This is a genomic window from Ornithinimicrobium carbonis (genome assembly GCF_050703245.1).
Classification (GTDB): domain Bacteria; phylum Actinomycetota; class Actinomycetes; order Actinomycetales; family Dermatophilaceae; genus Ornithinicoccus.
Map to the genome: position 1 here is coordinate 2325973 of NZ_CP192647.1, position 18067 is coordinate 2344039.

14 protein-coding genes, 1 tRNA gene and 3 pseudogenes are annotated in these 18067 nt (G+C 73.4%); 3 read left to right on the forward strand and 15 right to left on the reverse strand.

The features are described 5' to 3' along the window. Positions 1 to 36 precede the first annotated feature (36 nt). Together ACQ95T_RS11625 and polA are read right to left on the reverse strand one after the other, a co-directional pair. Complete coding sequence (locus ACQ95T_RS11625; protein WP_425943597.1) at positions 37 to 1347, reverse strand: ABC transporter substrate-binding protein; 1311 nt, start codon at positions 1345 to 1347, stop codon at positions 37 to 39. A gap of 185 nt (positions 1348 to 1532) precedes the next feature. After that, positions 1533 to 4280, reverse strand: coding sequence for a DNA polymerase I (gene polA / locus ACQ95T_RS11630; protein ID WP_431472949.1), 2748 nt, complete (start codon positions 4278 to 4280; stop codon positions 1533 to 1535). Between the two features lie 19 nt (positions 4281 to 4299). Between polA and ACQ95T_RS11635 the strand changes: the two genes are divergently transcribed. The 3 genes and pseudogenes from ACQ95T_RS11635 (at position 4300) to ACQ95T_RS11645 (ending at position 5573) form a co-directional block, all read left to right on the forward strand. Next, a complete protein-coding gene (locus ACQ95T_RS11635) occupies positions 4300 to 4737 on the forward strand; it encodes a hotdog fold thioesterase (RefSeq protein WP_425943601.1) in 438 nt (145 codons plus the stop codon). Between the two features lie 135 nt (positions 4738 to 4872). Further along, positions 4873 to 4917: pseudogene (locus tag ACQ95T_RS11640) on the forward strand (hypothetical protein); the annotation flags it as partial. A gap of 98 nt (positions 4918 to 5015) precedes the next feature. Continuing rightward, positions 5016 to 5573, forward strand: coding sequence for a DUF554 domain-containing protein (locus tag ACQ95T_RS11645; RefSeq protein WP_431472950.1), 558 nt, complete (start codon positions 5016 to 5018; stop codon positions 5571 to 5573). A gap of 54 nt (positions 5574 to 5627) precedes the next feature. Here the strand turns inward: ACQ95T_RS11645 and ACQ95T_RS11650 are convergent, their stop codons facing one another. From ACQ95T_RS11650 to ACQ95T_RS11710, 13 genes and pseudogenes are all read right to left on the reverse strand, one after another. Beyond that, the gene (locus ACQ95T_RS11650; protein ID WP_425943605.1) at positions 5628 to 6338 is read right to left on the reverse strand and encodes an ANTAR domain-containing response regulator; all 711 of its coding nucleotides are present in this window, start codon (positions 6336 to 6338) and stop codon (positions 5628 to 5630) included. Positions 6339 to 6411: 73 nt separating this feature from the next. Continuing rightward, a tRNA-Leu gene (locus ACQ95T_RS11655) sits at positions 6412 to 6497 on the reverse strand. A 51-nt stretch (positions 6498 to 6548) separates the two neighbouring features. Then, positions 6549 to 8008, reverse strand: a pseudogene (gene pyk / locus ACQ95T_RS11660) (pyruvate kinase). A 102-nt stretch (positions 8009 to 8110) separates the two neighbouring features. Next, positions 8111 to 9007 carry a prolipoprotein diacylglyceryl transferase gene (gene lgt, locus ACQ95T_RS11665; RefSeq protein ID WP_425943609.1) on the reverse strand — a complete coding sequence of 299 codons (897 nt, stop codon included), beginning with the start codon at positions 9005 to 9007 and terminating at the stop codon, positions 8111 to 8113. Continuing rightward, positions 9004 to 9735, reverse strand: coding sequence for a DsbA family protein (locus tag ACQ95T_RS11670; protein WP_425943611.1), 732 nt, complete (start codon positions 9733 to 9735; stop codon positions 9004 to 9006). Before ACQ95T_RS11670 ends, lgt begins: the two co-directional genes overlap by 4 nt. 5 nt (positions 9736 to 9740) lie before the next feature. Then, on the reverse strand, positions 9741 to 10265 hold the full coding sequence (locus tag ACQ95T_RS11675; protein ID WP_425943613.1) for a MauE/DoxX family redox-associated membrane protein: 525 nt from the start codon (positions 10263 to 10265) through the stop codon (positions 9741 to 9743). Beyond that, entirely contained in the window at positions 10262 to 11044 is a 783-nt protein-coding gene (gene trpA / locus ACQ95T_RS11680) for a tryptophan synthase subunit alpha (RefSeq protein ID WP_425943615.1), read from the reverse strand. Before trpA ends, ACQ95T_RS11675 begins: the two co-directional genes overlap by 4 nt. Next, positions 11041 to 12393 (reverse strand): tryptophan synthase subunit beta, encoded by a 1353-nt coding sequence (trpB, locus tag ACQ95T_RS11685; protein WP_425943617.1) that lies wholly within the window; start codon positions 12391 to 12393, stop codon positions 11041 to 11043. The genes trpA and trpB overlap by 4 nt, the downstream gene beginning before the upstream one ends. Further along, positions 12390 to 13214 (reverse strand): indole-3-glycerol phosphate synthase TrpC, encoded by an 825-nt coding sequence (gene trpC / locus ACQ95T_RS11690; RefSeq protein WP_425943619.1) that lies wholly within the window; start codon positions 13212 to 13214, stop codon positions 12390 to 12392. Before trpC ends, trpB begins: the two co-directional genes overlap by 4 nt. A gap of 119 nt (positions 13215 to 13333) precedes the next feature. Further along, entirely contained in the window at positions 13334 to 13576 is a 243-nt protein-coding gene (locus ACQ95T_RS11695; RefSeq protein WP_431472951.1) for an HGxxPAAW family protein, read from the reverse strand. Between the two features lie 26 nt (positions 13577 to 13602). Then, a complete protein-coding gene (locus ACQ95T_RS11700) occupies positions 13603 to 14292 on the reverse strand; it encodes a hypothetical protein (RefSeq protein WP_425943622.1) in 690 nt (229 codons plus the stop codon). 3 nt (positions 14293 to 14295) lie between these two features. Continuing rightward, positions 14296 to 16049: pseudogene (locus ACQ95T_RS11705) on the reverse strand (ABC transporter ATP-binding protein). Positions 16050 to 16108: 59 nt separating this feature from the next. Beyond that, positions 16109 to 17977 (reverse strand): ABC transporter ATP-binding protein, encoded by a 1869-nt coding sequence (locus ACQ95T_RS11710; RefSeq protein WP_431472952.1) that lies wholly within the window; start codon positions 17975 to 17977, stop codon positions 16109 to 16111. Between the last annotated feature and the right edge of the window lie 90 nt (positions 17978 to 18067).

Genomic DNA, 18067 nt, shown 5'->3' on the forward strand with positions numbered 1-18067 from the left:
GGACGTGTCCCGGGGGCCCTTCTGGCGTGCCTGCCGTCAGTTCTGACGGACCAGCTCGTTGTTGCCGTCGTACTCGAAGACGCCGATGGTGGCCTCGGTCGGGTCACCGTTCTCGTCGAAGGTGATCGGACCCGACGGGCCGTCGTAGTCCACCACGCCTCCGTCCACGATGATCTGGGCGGCCTCGGCGAAGTCGCTCACCTTCTCACCGCCGCCGGTGCCACCGGAGACCTCCTGCATCTTGGCCGCCAGGTCGGGGCCCTCGACCGAGTCGGCCGCCAGGGCCGCCAGGGCGCTGAGCATCACGGCGTCGTAGGACTCGGCCGCGTAGTTCCAGTCCTCCAGCTCGTCGTTGCCCGCGGCGGTCCAGACGTCGTTGAGCTCGCTGCGGAACTCGTCCCCCAGGTCCGGTCCGGGCTGGGTGCCCTTGGAACCCTCGAGCAGGCCTGCGTCGAACTCGTCGCCGTAGTTGGACAGGTTGCCGTCGACGAAGTAGAGGCTGCCGGTGTCGAAGCCCGCCGCGTCCAGCGCCGGGATGATCGTCGTGGCCTCCTCGAAGGTGATCAGCGCGATGGCGTCGGGGTTCTGGGCCATGACCGAGCTGATCTGCGCGTCGAAGGTGGTGTCGCCCGCGTTGTAGGACTCACTGGCCACGATCGTGCCGTTGGCGGCCTCGAACGTCTCGGTGAGCTGGGCCTCCAGGCCGGTGCCGTAGGCGTCGTTGAGGTAGATGATCCCCAGGTTGACCACACCGTCGGAGGCGATCAGGTTGCCGAGCACCTCGCCCTGCAGCAGGTCCGAGGGCGCGGTGCGCCAGTAGAGGTCGTTGTCGTCCCAGTCGGTGAACTCCGGGGCGGTGTTGGCCGGGGAGACCATCAGGGTGTCGGCGGCGACGACCTCGTCGATGAAGAGCTTCGAGACGCCCGAGGAAGCCGCCCCCACGATGACGTTGACGCCGGCGTTGAGCAGCTGTGGCACCGTGGTGGCGTAGGCGCGGTTGTCCGGGTCGCCGGAGTCGCCCAGCGTCACGTTGACGGTGATGCCCGCGTCCGCCTCGTTGATGTGCTTCTCGGCGAGCAGCACGCCCGCCTCCTCCGGCGGGCCCAGGAAGGCCAGGGCGCCCGTCTGCGGCAGGACGGTGCCGACCTCGAGGGTCAGGTCGCGCTCCCCGGCGGCGCCGGTGGCGTCCGAGTCCTCCTGGGTCTCCTCCGAGGCTGTGTCGTCATCGGCGGGGGCGGCGTCGTCGCCCCCGTTCCCGCACGCTGCCAGCACGAGGCTGGCGGCGGCGACGGCGGCGACCCCGCGGGCGGTCACGGACGCCCGAGAGCGAAGAGAGGTGGGGCTCATGGTGCTCCTCTTGTGTCGATGTGGGCGACCACTGTGTCGCCCTGGTGCCCTGAACGTAGATGTCGGGACCGCCCAGCACAAGGGTGGCACGGCCACGACCAGGGATCGTTCCCACATCGTTATCCAGCCGTCCCGCAGCCGGACCGCTCACCGGCCGGCCCGTGACCGGACGGGGACGGCGTGGGTCAGTGGGCGGCCTCGTGCCAGCTGCGACCCACTCCCACGCTCACGTCCAGGGGCACCGACAGGTCCGCGGCGCCGCCCATCTGCTCGCGCAGGAGCAGCTCCACCTGCTCCTGCTCCCCCGGCGCGATCTCCAGCACGAGCTCGTCGTGGACCTGCAGGAGCATCCGGGAGGCGAGCTCCTGCTCGCGCAGCGCGTCCTCGGTGCGCAGCATGGCGACCTTGATGATGTCGGCCGCCGATCCCTGGATCGGGGCGTTGAGCGCCATCCGCTCGGCCATCTCCCGCCGCTGCCGGTTGTCGCTGAGCAGGTCCGGCAGGTGCCGCCGACGCCCCAGGATCGTCTCGGTGAAGCCGGTGCGCCGGGCCTCGGCGACCACGTCGCGGAGGTAGTCCCGCACCCCCCCGAAGCGCTCGAAGTACTCCTCCATGAGCTCCTTGGCCTCCCCGGTGGAGATCGTGAGCTGCTTGGACAGGCCGAAGGCCGAGAGCCCGTAGGCCAGGCCGTAGCTCATCGCCTTGACCTTGGAGCGCATCTGCGGGCTCACCTCGTCCGGCTGCACCCCGAACACCCGGGACCCGACGAAGCGGTGCAGGTCCTCACCGGTGCGGAAGGCCTCGATGAGGCCCTCGTCCCCCGAGAGGTGCGCCATGATCCGCATCTCGATCTGGCTGTAGTCGGCCGACATCAGCGACTCGAAGGCGGTCCCCGTCGAGGCGTCCCGGCCGACGACGAAGATCTCCCGGATCCGGCGCCCCTCCTCGGTCCGGATCGGGATGTTCTGCAGGTTCGGCTCGGTCGAGCTGAGCCGACCGGTGGCGGCGATGGTCTGCTGGTAGGTCGTGTGGATCCGCCCGTCGTCGGCGACCGCCTTGACCAGCCCCTCGGCGGTCACCCTCAGCCGGGCCTTGTCCCGATGGCGCAGCAGTGCCTCCAGGAAGGGGTGCTCCGTCTGGGCGTACAGACCCGCCAGGGCGTCCGCGTCCGTGGTGTAGCCCGTCTTGGTCCGCCGGGTCTTGGGCAGGCCCAGGGTCTCGAAGAGGACGACCTGCAGCTGCTTGGGCGACCCGAGGTTGACCGTGTCGTCGCCGAGCGCGTCCCAGGCGTCCTGCTGGGCCTGGGCCATGGAGGCGGCGAACTCGCCCTCCAGCGCCTGCAGCATCGGCAGGTCGACGGCGATCCCGGCCTGCTCCATCCGTCGGAGCACGCCGACGAGCGGCAGCTCGACGTCACCGAGCAGGTGCTGCTCGTCGTCGTCCGCGAGCTGCTGGTCCAGGGTGACGGACAGGTCGTGGACCGCGCGGGCGTGCACCATCGCGGACCGTCCGGCGGCCACGTCGACGGGCTGGCCGTCCCCGGTCCCTGCTGCGTCCTCCCCCACGTCCCACCCGAGGGAGAGCTGGCCCTGGTCCTGGTCCTGGTCCTGGTCCTCGTCCAGCCGCAGCTCACGGTGCAGGTAGCGCAGCGCCAGGTCGGCCAGGTCGTAGGACCGCTGGTCCGGACGCACCAGGTAGGCCGCGAGAGCGGTGTCGCTGACCACCCCCTCCACCGGCAGCCCGACGGCCTCCAGCGAGGCGGTCTGCCCCTTGGCGTCGTGCAGGACCTTGGGGCGGCCGGCGTCGGCCAGCCAGGTCTGCAGGGCCCGTTCGTCGTCGACGTCGGCGAGCTGCAGCGACAGGTATGCCGCGTGCTCGGCCCCCGCGAGCCCGAGCCCGGTGGCCTCCCCCGCCCCGGCAGCGGTGCGCGGCGCGGCCTGGACGACGAGGGCCAGGCGTTCGCCGGGGCCCGCGTGCTGCTCGAGCCAGCCGGTCAGCTCACCGCCGCCCAGCAGGGTGCCGGCCACCTCGATGCCCTCCTCGGCCTCGGACTCGGCCGACTCCAGGGTCGCGAACAACCGGTCCCGCAGCACGCGGAACTCCAGCCCGTCGAAGACGCGGTGGACCTCCTCCCGGTCCCAGCCCCGGGCCTGCAGGTCGGGGACGCCGACCTCGAGCGGCACCTCGGCCACCAGCTGGTTGAGCCGCCGGTTGCGCAGCACCTGGTCCAGGTGGTCGCGCAGCGACTGTCCGGCCTTGCCCTTGAGCTGGTCCGCCGCGCCGACGATCCCGGCCAGGTCCCCGAACTGCGCCAGCCACTTCGCGGCGGTCTTCGGCCCGACCCCGGGCACGCCGGGCAGGTTGTCCGAGCTCTCCCCCACCATCGCGGCGAGGTCGCTGTAGCGCTCGGGCCGGACGAGGTACTTCTCCTCGATCAGCGCCGGGGTGAGCCGCCAGGTCTCGGAGACGCCGCGCACGGGGGGGTAGAGCAGCAGCGTGCGCTCGTCGACGAGCTGGAACGCGTCGCGGTCGCCGGAGAGGATGATCACCTCCAGGCCCTCAGCCCGGGCCTGCGAGGTGAGCGTGGCGATGATGTCGTCCGCCTCGTAGCCGTCCACCTCCACGTGCGTGATCCGCAGCGCGTCCAGCACCTGCTTGATGAGGTCGACCTGCCCCACGAACTCACCCGGGGTCGAGGCTCGCCCGGCCTTGTACTCGGCATACTCCTGCGTCCGGAACGTCTGCCGGGACCGGTCGAAGGCCACCGCGACGTGGGTCGGCGCCTCGTCGCGCAGCACGTTGATGAGCATCGAGGTGAACCCGTAGACGGCGTTGGTGCTCTGACCCGTCGTCGTCGAGAAGTTCTCCACCGGCAGCGCGTAGAAGGCGCGGTAGGCCAGCGAGTGTCCGTCCAGCAGCAGCAGTCGACTCACGCATGGCAGCCTATGTCCCATGACCGACAGCACCCAGCCCGCGCCCTCCCCCGACCTGCCCGGGCTGGACGGGACGGTCACCGGGACCCTCGTCGAGCGGATGGGGATGGAGCTGCTCGAGATCGGGGCCGAGCGCACCGTGGCCCGGATGCCGGTCGCCGGCAACACCCAGCCCTACGGGCTCCTGCACGGCGGGGCCTCCGCCGCCCTCGCCGAGACGGTGGGTTCCCTGGCTGCGGCCACGCACGCCGCCCCGGATCGGGTCGCGGTCGGGGTGGACCTCAACGCCACCCACCACCGGGCGGTGCGCTCCGGCTGGGTCACCGGGGTGGCGACGCCGCTGTCCCTGGGTCGGTCGGTGGCCGCCTACGAGATCCTCGTCACCGACGAGGAGGGGCGCAGGGTGTGCACCGCCCGGCTGACCTGCCACCTGCGGGAGCGTCCACCGGCGGGCTGACCGTGCTCCCCGCCGCCCGGACCCGTGGCCGTCGGGGCCGGGCGCCGGACCTAGTCTGTGCCCATGGATGGCGCCTTCCCCGGGCTCGGGACCGTGATCAACGTCGTGGCCGTGCTCCTCGGGGCGACCCTGGGGATGGTCGCCGGCAACCGGCTCCCCGACCGGGTCCGCTCGGTGGTCACCGACTGCCTGGGGCTGGTCACCCTGCTGGTCGCCGTCCTCTCGGCGCTCGACGTCACCTCCCCCGCCCTGGCGGCGGCGGTGGGCGAGGGGGTGCCGTGCTCGTCGTCCTGGGCAGCCTGCTCGTCGGCGGGATCGTGGGCTCGCTCCTGCGGATCGAGCAGCGGCTGGAGTCCCTGGCCGGGGTGGTCCAGCGGTGGGTGCACCGCCGGTCCGTCCCCGGGGAGCGGGGGCACGCCGAGCGGGAACGCTTCATCGAGGGCTGGCTGACGGCCTCGCTGCTCTTCTGCGTGGGGCCGCTGACCATTCTGGGCTCGCTCTCGGACGGCCTGGGCCGGGGCATCGACCAGCTCGTGCTCAAGTCGGCCCTGGACTTCTTCGCCTCGATCGCGTTCGCCTCGACGTTCGGGATCGGGGTGCTCGTCTCGGCGGCGTCGGTCGCGGTGGTCCAGGGGTCGCTGACGCTGGTGGGGGTGACCCTCGGCGCGATCGTGCCGGAGGCCCACATCGCCGCGCTGACCGCCGTGGGCGGCCTGCTGCTGGTGGGCATCTCCTTCCGGCTGCTCAACATCCGGCAGGTGCCCGTGGGCGACCTGCTGCTGCCGGCCCTGCTGGTGGCGCCGGTGCTGGTCTCGGTGGTCGCCGCGCTGAGCTGAGGCCCGTCGCCCGGTGCCCGGGCGCCGGGCCGGGGCGACCTGCCCCGCGCTCCCCTACTTCCCGGGCATCCCCGAGATCACCGCGTCGGCGACCTCACGCATGGACAGACGACGGTCCATGGCCGCCTTCTGGATCCACCGGAAGGCGTCCGGCTCGGACAGCTTGAGCTGGGCCATGAGCAGACCCTTGGCCCGGTCGACCCGCTTGCGGGTCTCGAACCGCTCCCCCAGGTCGGCCACCTCGGACTCCAGCGCCTTGCGCTCGGCCCAGCGCGCGCGGGCGATGTCGATCGCGGGCAGCACGTCGGCGGCGCTGAACGGCTTGACCACGTAGGACATCACGCCGGCGTCGCGCGCACGCTCGACGAGGTTCTTGTCGCTGAAGGCGGTGAGCATGACGACGGGCGCCAGGCCCTCCCGGCCGATCTGCTCGGCGGCCGAGATCCCGTCCATGCCGGGCATCTTGATGTCCATGACCACCAGGTCGGGCTCGGTGTCCCGGACCAGGGCGACGGCCTGCTCGCCGTCGGCCGCCTGCCCCACGATCTGGTGCCCCGACTCGGTGAGCATCTCGGCCAGGTCCATGCGGATGAGCGCCTCGTCCTCGGCGAGCACGATGCGCAGGCCGGACGCGTCCGGTCCCTCCGTCGCGCTCTCCCCGACGGTGCCTGACGGCTCGGGAGCGCTGCTCTGGTCGTCGTCGGTCGGGGTCATGAGGGCGCCGTCCTCGGCGTCCGGCCCCGTCGGGGCGCTGTCCTTGGTCACGAGGTCCAGCCTATCTGCCTGGCGACGGGCCCCACCACCGGTCCCCCACGGGGGAGCGGCGGCGGGGCCGTCGTGGTGCCGGGAGCGGGACTTGAACCCGCACGCCCTTGCGGGCAGAGCATTTTGAGTGCCCCGTGTCTGCCGTTCCACCACCCCGGCGGGCATGGTCGCGCGACGCGCACACAGCATACCCGTGGGTGGCGGGTGCCCTCAGACCAGAGGCGGGTCGTCCTGGTAGGCCGGGGCCCGGCCGAAGATCGCGTCCCCGACGCGGTGCAGACGCAGCGCGTTGGTCGTCCCCGACACGCCGGGCGGGGAGCCGGCGACGATGACCACGAGGTCGCCCTTCTGGCAGCGCTTCTCGCGCAGCAGGACCTCCTCGACCTGCATGACCATCTGGTCGGTGTGCCACACGAAGGGCACCAGGAAGGTCTCCACCCCCCAGGTCAGGGCCAGCGTGGACCGGGTGTGCTGCTCGGTGGTGAACGCCAGCATGGGCACCGCGGGACGCATCCGGGCCATCCGGGTGGTCGTGTCGCCGCTCTGGGTGAAGGTGACGAGGTAGGTGATGTCCTCGAGCGACTCGGCGATGCTCAGCGCCGCCCGCGTCACCGCGCCCCCGGGGGTGCGGGGTTTGGTGAGGACCGGCAGGATGCGGTGCAGCCCGTGCTCCTCGGTGGCGAGATGATGTCGGCCATCGTCTCCACCGCCCGGACCGGCCAGGCCCCCACCGAGGTCTCCCCGGACAGCATGATCGCGTCCGCCCCGTCGAGCACCGCGTTGGCGCAGTCGCTGGCCTCGGCGCGGGTCGGGCGCGGGTTCTCGATCATCGACTCCAGCACCTGCGTCGCGACGATGACCGGCTTGGCCTTCTCCCGGCACAGCTGGATGGCGTCCTTCTGCACGAGCGGCACCTGCTCCAGCGGCATCTCGACCCCCAGGTCGCCACGGGCCACCATGATCCCGTCGAAGGCCTCGACGATCTCGGTGAGGTTGTCGACCGCCTGCGGCTTCTCGATCTTGGCGATGACCGGCAGGATCCGGCCCTCCTCCTCCATCACCCGGCGGACGTCGTCGTAGTCGGCGGCGCTGCGCACGAACGAGAGGGCCACGAAGTCGGCCCCGGACCGCACCGCCCAGCGCAGGTCCTCCTCGTCCTTGTCCGACATCGCCGGCACGCTCACGGCGGTCCCGGGCAGGTTGATGCCCTTGTTGTTGGACACCACCCCGCCCACGACGACCTCGGTGACGACGTCGGTCCCGGACACCTCGGTCGCCCGGAGCATGACCTTGCCGTCGTCGATGAGCAGGTCGTCCCCGGTGTGGACGTCGCCCGGCAGCCCGGCGTAGGTGGTGCCCACGGCCTCGCGGTCCCCGGGGACGTCCCGGGTGGTGATCGTGAAGCTGTCTCCGCGGGCGAGGGTGACCGGGCCGGCGGCGAAGGTGCCGGTGCGAATCTTGGGGCCTTGGAGGTCGGCCAGCACGGCGACCGCGTGACCGGCCTCGTCGCTGGCGCGGCGCACCCGCAGGTAGCGCTCGTAGTGCTCCTCGTAGGAGCCGTGGGAGAGGTTGAGGCGGGCGACGTCCATCCCGGCCTCCACGAGCGCGAGGATCTGCTCGTAGGAGTCGGTGGCGGGGCCCAGCGTGCAGACGATCTTGGCGCGGCGCATGGGGTCAAGCCTAGTGCCGTCGCGGGGGTGCCGGAGGTCGCCGGGCGGTGGCTCTCCCCGCACGGGGCCCACGGCCGGGGCGGGCCCGGGGCACGGCGGCGTTCACGCCGCGGCGGGGGTATGCCGTTCCGCGACGCCGCGGGCGGGCAGGTCGCCCACCCGGCCGCGCCACCACCAGATCGCCAGCCCCAGCAGGAACACGGCGATCGAGACCCAGACGTTGATCCGCTGGCCCAGGACCATCTGGGCGGGGTCGGTGCGCATGATCTCGATGAAGAACCGACCGAGCGTGTACCCCATGAGGTACAGGCCCACGACCTGGCCGCGGGCGAGCCGGAACCGCCGGTCGACCAGCAGGATGGCCACGGCGACGAGCAGGCACCACAGCGCCTCGTAGAGGAAGGTGGGCTGGAAGGTGCCGAGCACGACCGCCTCCCCCGCCGCGTCGCGCACCGCCTCCCCACCGGACATCTCGTGGATCTGCACGGCCCAGGGCGCGTCGGAGGGGCCGCCGTACAGCTCGTTGTTGAACCAGTTGCCCCACCGGCCCATCGCCTGGGCCACGAGCAGGCCGGGCATGATGGCGTCGGCGATGTCGAGGAAGGAGTAGCCGTGCCGGCGTGCGCCCCACCAGGCGCCGACGGCCCCGAGGGCCACGGCCCCCCAGATGCCCAGACCTCCCTCCCAGATCTTCAGGGCGTCGACCAGGTCACCCTCGGGGCCGAAGTAGGGCCACGGGCTGGAGACGACGTGGTAGATCCGCCCGCCGACGATGCCCAGCACGATGGTCGGCACGGCGATGTCGTAGATCTCCTGGCCGGTGCCGCCACGCGCCCGCAACCGGTGGGAGGTGATCCACATGGCGACGAAGATGCCGGCCAGGATGGACAGGGCGTAGCCCCGCAGGGGGAGGGGACCGAGCCACCACACCGACTGCTCGGGGCTGGGGATCGCGGTGAGGAGAGCCGTCGTCGCGGCGCCCGTGGGGAGCAGGGTCATCGACCCTGGGCCTCGAGCACCTCGCGCAGGGCTCCGGGCTCCTGGAGCAGCCGGCTGAGGTCCTCCTGGGGCAGCTCCTCCCCGTCGACGAACACGGTCGGGGTGCCGCTGACGCCGTCCTCGTTGGCCCGCTGCTGCATGTCCTGGACGTACTCGGCGTGGGTCTGGTCCGCCACGCAGCTCTCGAACTGGGCCAGCGCCTCACCCTCGATCCCGGCCTGCTCGCCGAAACCGATGAGCTGCTCGTCGCTCCAGCCCTGACCCTCGGACGCCGGCATGTTGCCGTAGAGCTCCTCGTGGAAGGGCAGGAAGGAACCGGCATCGTCGGCGCAGAGCATGGCGTTGGCGCCCCGGGTGGAGGAGTCGTTGCCCAGACCCCCGTCGAGGAAGGACATGATCTGGAAGGTGACGTTGACCTCACCGGCCTCGATCAGCTCGGCCAGGTCCTCCCCGATCGCGTTCTCCAGCCGCCCGCACCACGGGCACTGGGGGTCCTCGTAGATGCGCACCTGGGGAACGTCGGCGTCCAGCCCCGGGCCGACGCTGACGCCGCCGCCGTCGGGGAGCGTGCCGGAGCTGCCCACCGCCTCGAGGTCGCCGCCGCGGGTGGCGGCCCACACCAGGACCCCCAGCAGGGCCACGACGAGCACGACCACGCCGGCGATGAGGCCCGCGGACGGGCCCCGGGCGGCGACGGGCTTGACCTGGGGGGCCGGGGGACGGGGCATGGTGTTCAGCGACCTTTCAGCAGGGAGTCGAGGGCGAGGGGCGTGCGCGGGCGGACCACGAGCCAGGCGGCGAGCGCCAGCAGACCCAGGTCCCGCAGGAGGTCGGGCAGGTAGGCGGTCTCCCCCGGGGCCACCGGTCCCCCGGTGCCGAAGCAGCCGCAGTCGATGGACAGGCCCCGGACCCAGGCCGAGACGATCCCGCCGACGAAGACGAGCATGAGCAGCCCACCGGCTGCGGCGGCGGCCCGGGTCAGCAGACCGGCGACGAGCAGGAGCCCGACCGCGATCTCGACGAGGGGCAGCACCGTGCCGACCGCCCGGGCCACGGGGTAGGAGAACAGCTCGTAGGCCAGCACGCTCTGCACGGACCCGGTGAGGTCGGTGATCTTCAGCAGCCCGGCGACGAGGAGCACCCCGCCGAGCACGAGGCGGGCCAGCAGCCCGACCACGCCGGTCCAGGACCGGCCCGGTGCGGAGGGTCCGGGGGTCTCCCGGTCCGCGACCACGGGGGCGGGGCCCGGAGAGCTCATCGGCGGACCCCGGCGGCCAGCTCGGCGGTGAGCGTCCGCAGCGCCTCCAGGGAGGGGTCCTGGTCCACGGCCCGCACGAGGGCCGACCCCACGATGACGCCGTCGGCGAACGCGGCGACCTCGTGGGCCTGGGCCCCGTCGCTGACCCCCAGTCCCACGCACAGGGGCAGGTCGGTGACCGCGCGCACGCGGTCCACGAGGGTGGCGGCGTCCCCGCCGACGGCGGACCGGGTCCCGGTGACCCCCATCGTCGAGGCGACGTAGACGAACCCCCGGCAGGCCTCGGCGGTGGACCGCAGCCGCGCGTCCGTGGAGCTCGGGGCGACGAGGAAGACCGGGTCCAGGTCGTGCGCGTCGGCGGCCTGCAGCCACGCGTCCGCCTCGTCGGGCACCAGGTCGGGGGTGATCATCCCCGCCCCCCCGGCCGCCGCCAGGTCGGAGGCGAACCGTTCGGGCCCGTAGTGCAGCACCGGGTTCCAGTAGGACATCACCACCGGGACGGCACCCGCCTCGCGCACGGCGCGGACCAGGTCGAAGACCCGGGCCAGCCGGAACCCTCCGGCCAGCGAGCGGCTGGCGGCCTGCTCGATGACCGGACCGTCCATGAGCGGATCGGTGTAGGGGACGCCGACCTCCACCACGTCGGCGCCGGAGGCGGCCAGGGCCCGGACGGCCTCCAGGGAGGTGTCGAGATCGGGGAACCCGGCGGGCAGGTAGGCCACCAGGGCGGCCCGGTCCTCGGCGCGGCACCGGTCGAAGACCTCCGACAGGGCGCTCACCAGCCGCTCCCCTCGGCCTCGGCGACGGGTTCGGCGGCCTTGATCTGCTCGGCCTCCACGAGGTCCTCGCCGTCGACCAGCCCGAACCAGCGCGCGGCGGTGTCGACGTCCTTGTCCCCGCGGCCGGAGAGGTTGACCAGGATCACCGGGCGCCGGGGGTCGTCGGCCTCGAAGGGCCCGCCCGCCCGCGCGGCCATCTCCCGGCCCACGCGCACGGCTCCGGCGAGGGCGTGCGCGCTCTCGATCGCGGGGATGATCCCCTCGGTGCGGCACAGCAGCGCGAAGGCCTCCATGGCCTCGGCGTCGGTGACGGGGGCGTAGGTGGCCCGGCCCGTGTCGTGCAGGAACGCGTGCTCGGGTCCCACCGACGGGTAGTCCAGGCCGGCCGAGATCGAGTGGGTCGGCAGCGTCTGGCCGTCCTCGTCCTGCAGGACGTAGCTGGCCGCCCCGTGCAGCACCCCCGGCTCCCCCCCGGAGAAGCGCGAGGCGTGCCGGCCGCTGTCGACCCCGTCGCCACCGGCCTCGAAGCCCAGCAGCCGCACCTGCTCGTCGTCGCGGAAGGCGTGGAAGATGCCCATCGCGTTGGACCCGCCGCCCACGCAGGCGCAGACGGCGTCCGGCAGCCGGCCGGTGCGCGCGAGCAGCTGCTCGCGCGACTCCCGGCCGATGACCGCGTGGAAGTCGCGCACCATCGTGGGGAAGGGGTGCGGACCGGTGACGGTGCCCAGCAGGTAGTGCGTACGGTCCACGGTCGTCACCCAGTCGCGCATCGCCTCGTTGATCGCGTCCTTGAGGGTGGCGCTGCCGGTCGCCACCGGCACCACCTCGGCTCCCAGGAGCCGCATCCGGGCCACGTTCAGCGCCTGGCGGCGGGTGTCCACCTCGCCCATGTAGACCGTGCACTCCAGACCGAGGAGGGCCGCGGCCGTGGCGGTGGCCACGCCGTGCTGGCCGGCGCCGGTCTCGGCGATGACCCGGGTCTTGCCCATGCGCACCGTCAGCAGGGCCTGGCCCAGCACGTTGTTGATCTTGTGCGACCCGGTGTGGTTGAGGTCCTCCCGCTTGAGGAAGACCCGTGCCCCGCCCGCGTGCTCGGCGAACCGGGGCACCTCGGTGAGCGGGTTGGGCCGCCCGGTGTAGTCGCGCTGCAGGCGGTCCAGCTCGGCGACGAAGTCGGGGTCGCCCATCGCCTCGCGCCAGGCCTCCTCGAGCTCCTCCAGGGCCGCGACCAGGGCCTCCGGCACGTACCGGCCCCCGAAGGCGCCGAACCGGCCGGCGGGCGTGCCGGTGGCGGTCCCGCGCGTGGCCGTCTCCTCCGACGTCGACCCGCCCGTGGCCGCCGCGCTCATCGCCGACCGCCGTGCGCGGCGTGGACGGCCGGGTGGGAGCCGGCGGCCACCAGCTCGGCGACGGCGTCCCGTGGCGACCGACCGGTGACGAGGGCCTCCCCCACGAGGACCGCGTCGGCCCCCGCCTCGGCGAAGTCCATCACGTCCAGCGGTCCGCGCACGCCGGACTCGGCCACCCGCACGGTGCCGGCCGGGACCGCGGGGGCCAGCCGGGCGAAGGTGGTCCGGTCGACCTCGAGGGTCCTCAGGTCGCGGTTGTTCACGCCCAGGATGCGCGTGCCGGCGTCGACCGCCCGCTGCAGCTCCTCCTCGTCGTGCACCTCGACCAGGGCGTGCATCCCCAGGGACTCCGTGCGTTCGAGCAGACCGACGAGCACGTCCTGCTCCAGGGCCGCGACGATGAGCAGGACCAGGTCGGCCCCGTGCGCCCGGGCCTCCCAGACCTGGTAGGGGTCCACCACGAAGTCCTTGCGCAGGACCGGGACGTCCACACGGGCCCGCACCGCGTCGAGGTCGGCCAGCGAGCCGCCGAAGCGCCGCTCCTCGGTCAGGACGCTGATGACGCTGGCCCCGCCCGCGGCGTAGTCGGCCGCCAGCGACGCCGGGTCGGCGATGGCCGCCAGCGCCCCTTTGCTCGGGCTGCTGCGCTTCACCTCGGCGATGACGTGCACCCCCGGTCCCGAGCTCAGCCGGGCCCGGGCGTCCAGGGCCGGCGGCGACTGGCCCGCCCGCTCCTGCAGCGCCTCGAGCGGCGTGGTGCGACGACGGCGGGCGAGGTCCTCGCGCACGCCGTCGAGGATCTGGTCCAGCACGGTCGACACGTCCCCCAGCCTAGTCGCCCGGACAGGGTGCTCCTGCCCCACGGGGCGCCGTCGGCGGTGCCACCGGGCGCGGACGACCTTGTTGCGGGCCCGGCGGTCAGCGGGTGCGGGCCCGGCGGTCAGCGGGTGCGGGCGCCGCTTCCGCTCTCCTGGGGACGGGCGACCTCGTAGGCCTCGGCGCCGTAGCCGGCCTTGCTCAGCGCGTACCAGACCAGCGCGCCCACCACGAACAGGCCGAGCCCTGCCCACATCAGCCAGCCCGGACCGAAGACCGCGGCCGAGCACCCCACCACGGTGGCGACGAGCATGATGCTCACCCCGACCCACGCGGCCGTGCTGTGGTAGTGGTTCTCGTGCTCCATGGCGGGCTCCTGGTCGGGTGTCTCGGTCAACGGTCGGTCTCGTGGTGCCCGGGGGCGGGGCCGTCCGGCTCGACGTCCTCCCCCGGGACGTCGTCCTGCGGGTGCTCCTGCGGTGCGGCTGGGGCCATTGTGCCAGCACCCGGCTCGGAGGTGGGGTCCCGACCCGCGTCCAGCTCGGTCCAGGTCCGCGCGACCTGCCGCCGCTGCCGTTCGGCGGGGACGTCGTCGCCCGGTGACCTCCGGTCCGACCGCGCAGGCCCGGGCCCGACGGGGGGCGGGACCGACGGCCGGCCGGTCGGCACCACCGTGGACGGCAGGGCCGCGGTCGTGGCCGCGGCAGCCGCGAGGAGCGCGGTCCAGGACCAGCCGGTCGGGGCGGCGACGACCACGTCGGTCGGCACCCCGGTCCCACCCGCGACCACGAGCAGCGCCCCGGCCAGGGCCGTGAGGCAGCCGGCGGTCGAGAGCACCCCCAGGAGGCGGTCGACCGGCCGGACGACCCTCCCCGTCGTCCGGGTCAGCAGCACCAGGGTGGCCGCGCCGGCGGCGAGCGAGGCTGCGGGGACCCACGGGACCAGCTCCGCCCCCGTGGCCGACCACCGGGTCCGGACCGACCCCGGCGCAGCCTCGACCACACCGGCGACCCAGGGCTGCGTCGTCGCGAGCGCCAGCAGACCGAGCAGGAGCAGGGTCGCAGCGGCGGCCGCGCGCGGCATACCTCAGACCCGCCCGGCGCCCTGCTGGGCCGCCCACGAGGCGTGCATCCGGGTGTACACCCCGCCGCGGTCCACGAGGTCACGGTGGTGCCCCAGCTCCACGATGCGTCCCTGGTCCACGACGACCACGAGGTCGGCCGCCTCGGCGGTGGAGAGCCGGTGGGCGATGGCGACCGAGGTCCGTCCGCGGGTCAGGCCCTCCAGGGCCCGCTGGACGCGCACCTCGGTGGAGAGGGGTCGACCGCGCTGGTGGCCTCGTCCAGGACCAGCAGGTCCGGGTCGGCCAGGTAGGCCCGCGCGATCGCCACGAGCTGGCGCTCCCCCGCCGAGAGGGACTCCCCCCGCTGCCCCACCCGGGTGTCCAGGCCGTGCGGCAGACCCTCCACCCAGCCGTCCAGGCCCAGCTCGGTGACCGCGAGCGAGATGTCGTCGTCGTCGGCCTCCGGGCGACCGAAGCGGATGTTGCCCCTGAGGTCGTCGTCGAAGAGGAAGCCCTCCTGGGGGACCAGGACGACCCGGCTGCGCAGGGAGGCGAAGGTGATCGTGCGCAGGTCCACGCCGTCCAGGAGCACGGCCCCCTCGTCGGGGTCCATGAGGCGGGTGAGCAGCTTGGCCAGGGTGGTCTTGCCGGACCCGGTCTCCCCGACCACCGCGACGCGGGTGTGGGGCTCGATGCGCAGGTCGACGTCGTGCAGCACCCGCTCCCCGCCGGGGTAGGCGTAGGAGACCCCGGCGAACTCCACCGTGATCGGCCCCCGGTCCAGGGCGACCCCGTCCTCGCCCGGGTCGGACACGTCCGCGGGGGTGTCGATGACGCCGATGACGCGGCGCCACCCGGCGACGGCGTTCTGCAGCTCGTTGAGGATCTCGGTGGCCATGAGGACGGGCTGGGTGAAGAGGTTGACCAGGAAGAGGAAGGCGAGCAGCTCACCGAGGGTGACCTGCCCGCGCACCGCCAGGACGGTGCCGACGACGAGCACGACCGCCGTGGTCAGGCCGGCGAAGGCCTGACCGGAGACGAAGGCCATCACCGAGCGGATCTGGGCGCTGATCGCCGAGCGACGGTGCTCCTCGATCGCGGTGTCGATCCGGGCGGCGGTGCGCTCCTCGACGCCGTAGGCGCGGATGGTCACGGCGCCGACGATGGACTCGCTGATCGCGCCGAGCATGTCCCCGACCCGCGTGCGCACGGCCCCGTAGGCGCGCCCGAGCACCGGCTGCAGCCGCTTGACGAGGAAGACGAGGGGGACGAAGCACAGGTAGACCACCAGCGCCAGCACCGGGCTGTAGACGAGCATGAGCACCGTGGCCATCATGATCTGGGCCGTGGAGATCAGCAGCATGAGGCCGCCGAACTGCACGAACATCGAGATCGTGTCCACGTCGCTGGTCACCCGGGAGACCAGCGAGCCCCGTCGCTCGGTGCTCTGGGTCAGCATCGACAGGTCGTGGATGTGCCGGAACGCGGCGCGCCGCAGCGTGGCCAGGCCCGACTCGGCCGAGGTGAAGAGCCGGACGTTGACGAGGTACTGCGCCACGCTCGTGAGGGCGACCACCCCGGCGGCCATGAGGATGGCCTGGGTCACGAAGGCGGTGTCGGGGCCGCCGTCGGCCAGGATGCCGTTGTCGGTGGTCTGCTGGACCACGAACGGGATGAGCACGCGGCCCAGGGTGGCCACGACCGCCAGCACGACGGTCAGACCCAGTCCCCGGCGCAGCTCGGGCGAGAGCTGCAGCCCCCGGCGCAGGGTCGCCATCGTGCCCAGGTCGCTCTGCGCCTCGATCCGGCTGGAGGCGGGCGGGGTGGCCGGGGTGCTCACGCGCGCTCCGTCTCGTCGGACGGTCCGGGGGCGCCGGGCTCCTCGGCGGCCGCGACCGCCGCCCGCTCCGCCGCCTCCCGGGCGTAGGCGTGGACGAGGTCGGCGTACCCCTCGCACCGCCCGAGCAGCTCGGCGTGCGGGCCCTGGTCCACGACCCGGCCGTGCTCGAGGTAGACGACCTGGTCGGCCAGCGTGATCGTGGCCATCCGGTAGGCGACGACCAGCACCGTCATGCCGTCCCGGGCCTCGCGCAGGCCGGCCAGGATGGCCTGCTCCACGGAGGGGTCGACCGCGCTCGTGGCATCGTCCAGGACGAGCAGCCGCGGGTGGCGCCAGATCGCCCGGGCGAGCGCGATGCGCTGCCGCTGCCCTCCCGAGAGGGTGCCGCCCCGCTCGCCGATGACGGTGTCCAGCCCGTGCGGCAGCGCCCGGACGAAGCCGTCGCCCTGGGCGATCCGCAGCGCCTCCCAGACGTCCTCGTCCGCGCAGTCCTCCCCGAGGGTGACGTTGCCCCGCACGGTGTCGTCGAACATGAAGGTCTGCTGGGCCACGAGGGTGGCGACCGACGGCACGACGCCGTGGGCCAGCTCGCGCACGTCGCGGCCGGCCAGGTGCACGGTGCCGGCACCGGGGTCGACCAGCCGCAGGGCCAGGTTGGTCAGGGTGCTCTTGCCCGAGCCGGTCGGCCCGACGAGGGCGGTGGTGCTGCCCGCGGGGACCACGAGGTCCACGTCGTGGACGGTCGGCTCGTCCTCACCCTCGTGCGTGTAGGAGACCCCGCGCAGCTCGGACCCGACCGCGCCCCCCTCGCGCGCGAGGAGGCCGTCGCCGTGCTGCATACCTCCCTGGGCCTGCAGGACGTGCTGCACCCGGTCGTAACCGACGACCGAGCGCGGCAGCTCGGCCAGCACCCAGCCGAGCGCGCGGACGGGGAAGGCGAGGATGGAGAAGAGGTAGGCCATCTGGACCACGTCGCCGGCCACGAGGTCACCCTGGGAGACCTGCCAGGTGCCCACCCCCAGCACCGCCAGGGTCCCCAGCGTGGGGATGGCCTCGATGACCGGTTCGAACGTCCCCCGCGTGCGGCCCACCTCGATGAGGGCGTCGCGCAGCTCGTGGGTCGCGGTGGTGAAGCGGGCGGCCTCCTGGTCCTCCCGGCCCATGGACTTCACGACCAGGCCGGCCTCGAAGGACTCGTGGGCCACCTCGGCCACCTCGGCCCGCAGCTGCTGGGCGTAGGTGATCCGCGGCGACATGAACCGCTGGAAGACGAGGTTGGCCGCGAACAGGCCGGGGAAGACGAGCAGGCCCACGAACGCCAGGAGCGGGTCGACGACGACCATCATCGCGCCGGCGATGACGAGCATGAACAGCACGCCGATGGCCATCGGCAGGGGGTTGAAGACCTGCCAGGTGGTGGCCTCGATGTCGGCGTGCGCGTTGGACAGCAGCTGGCCGGAGGGGTGCGAGTGGTGCCAGGACAGCGGGAGCCGGAGGTACTGCCGGGTGACCCGCCGGCGGTAGGCCGCCTGCAGGTTGAACCCGGCGACCGTGGCCCACACGCGACGCAGGATGACGCCCACGACGTTGACGAGCAGCACGGCGAACAGCACCCCGAAGATGGTCCACAGGCCGACCGCGGTGACCGCGCCCGACTGCACCGCGGGGGTGATGACGGTCCGCGTGACCCACCCGATGGCCCCGGCGGTGCCCACGGTGGCCGCGGCCCAGAGCACGGCACCGACGACGGCGACGGCGAACGGGCGCGGCTGCTCCTTGATCCCGGTCCAGACGACCCGCAGGCCGCGCCGCAGCACCGCGCGGCTGGGCGCGGGGCGGGGGACCGGGGGGCTGGCCGCGGACATGCTGGGTCGACCTCCGTCAGGAGCGGGCGATAGGGGGATCCGACCGGACATCTTCTCACGGCCCCGGGGCCGCCTCCTCCCGGGCGTGGT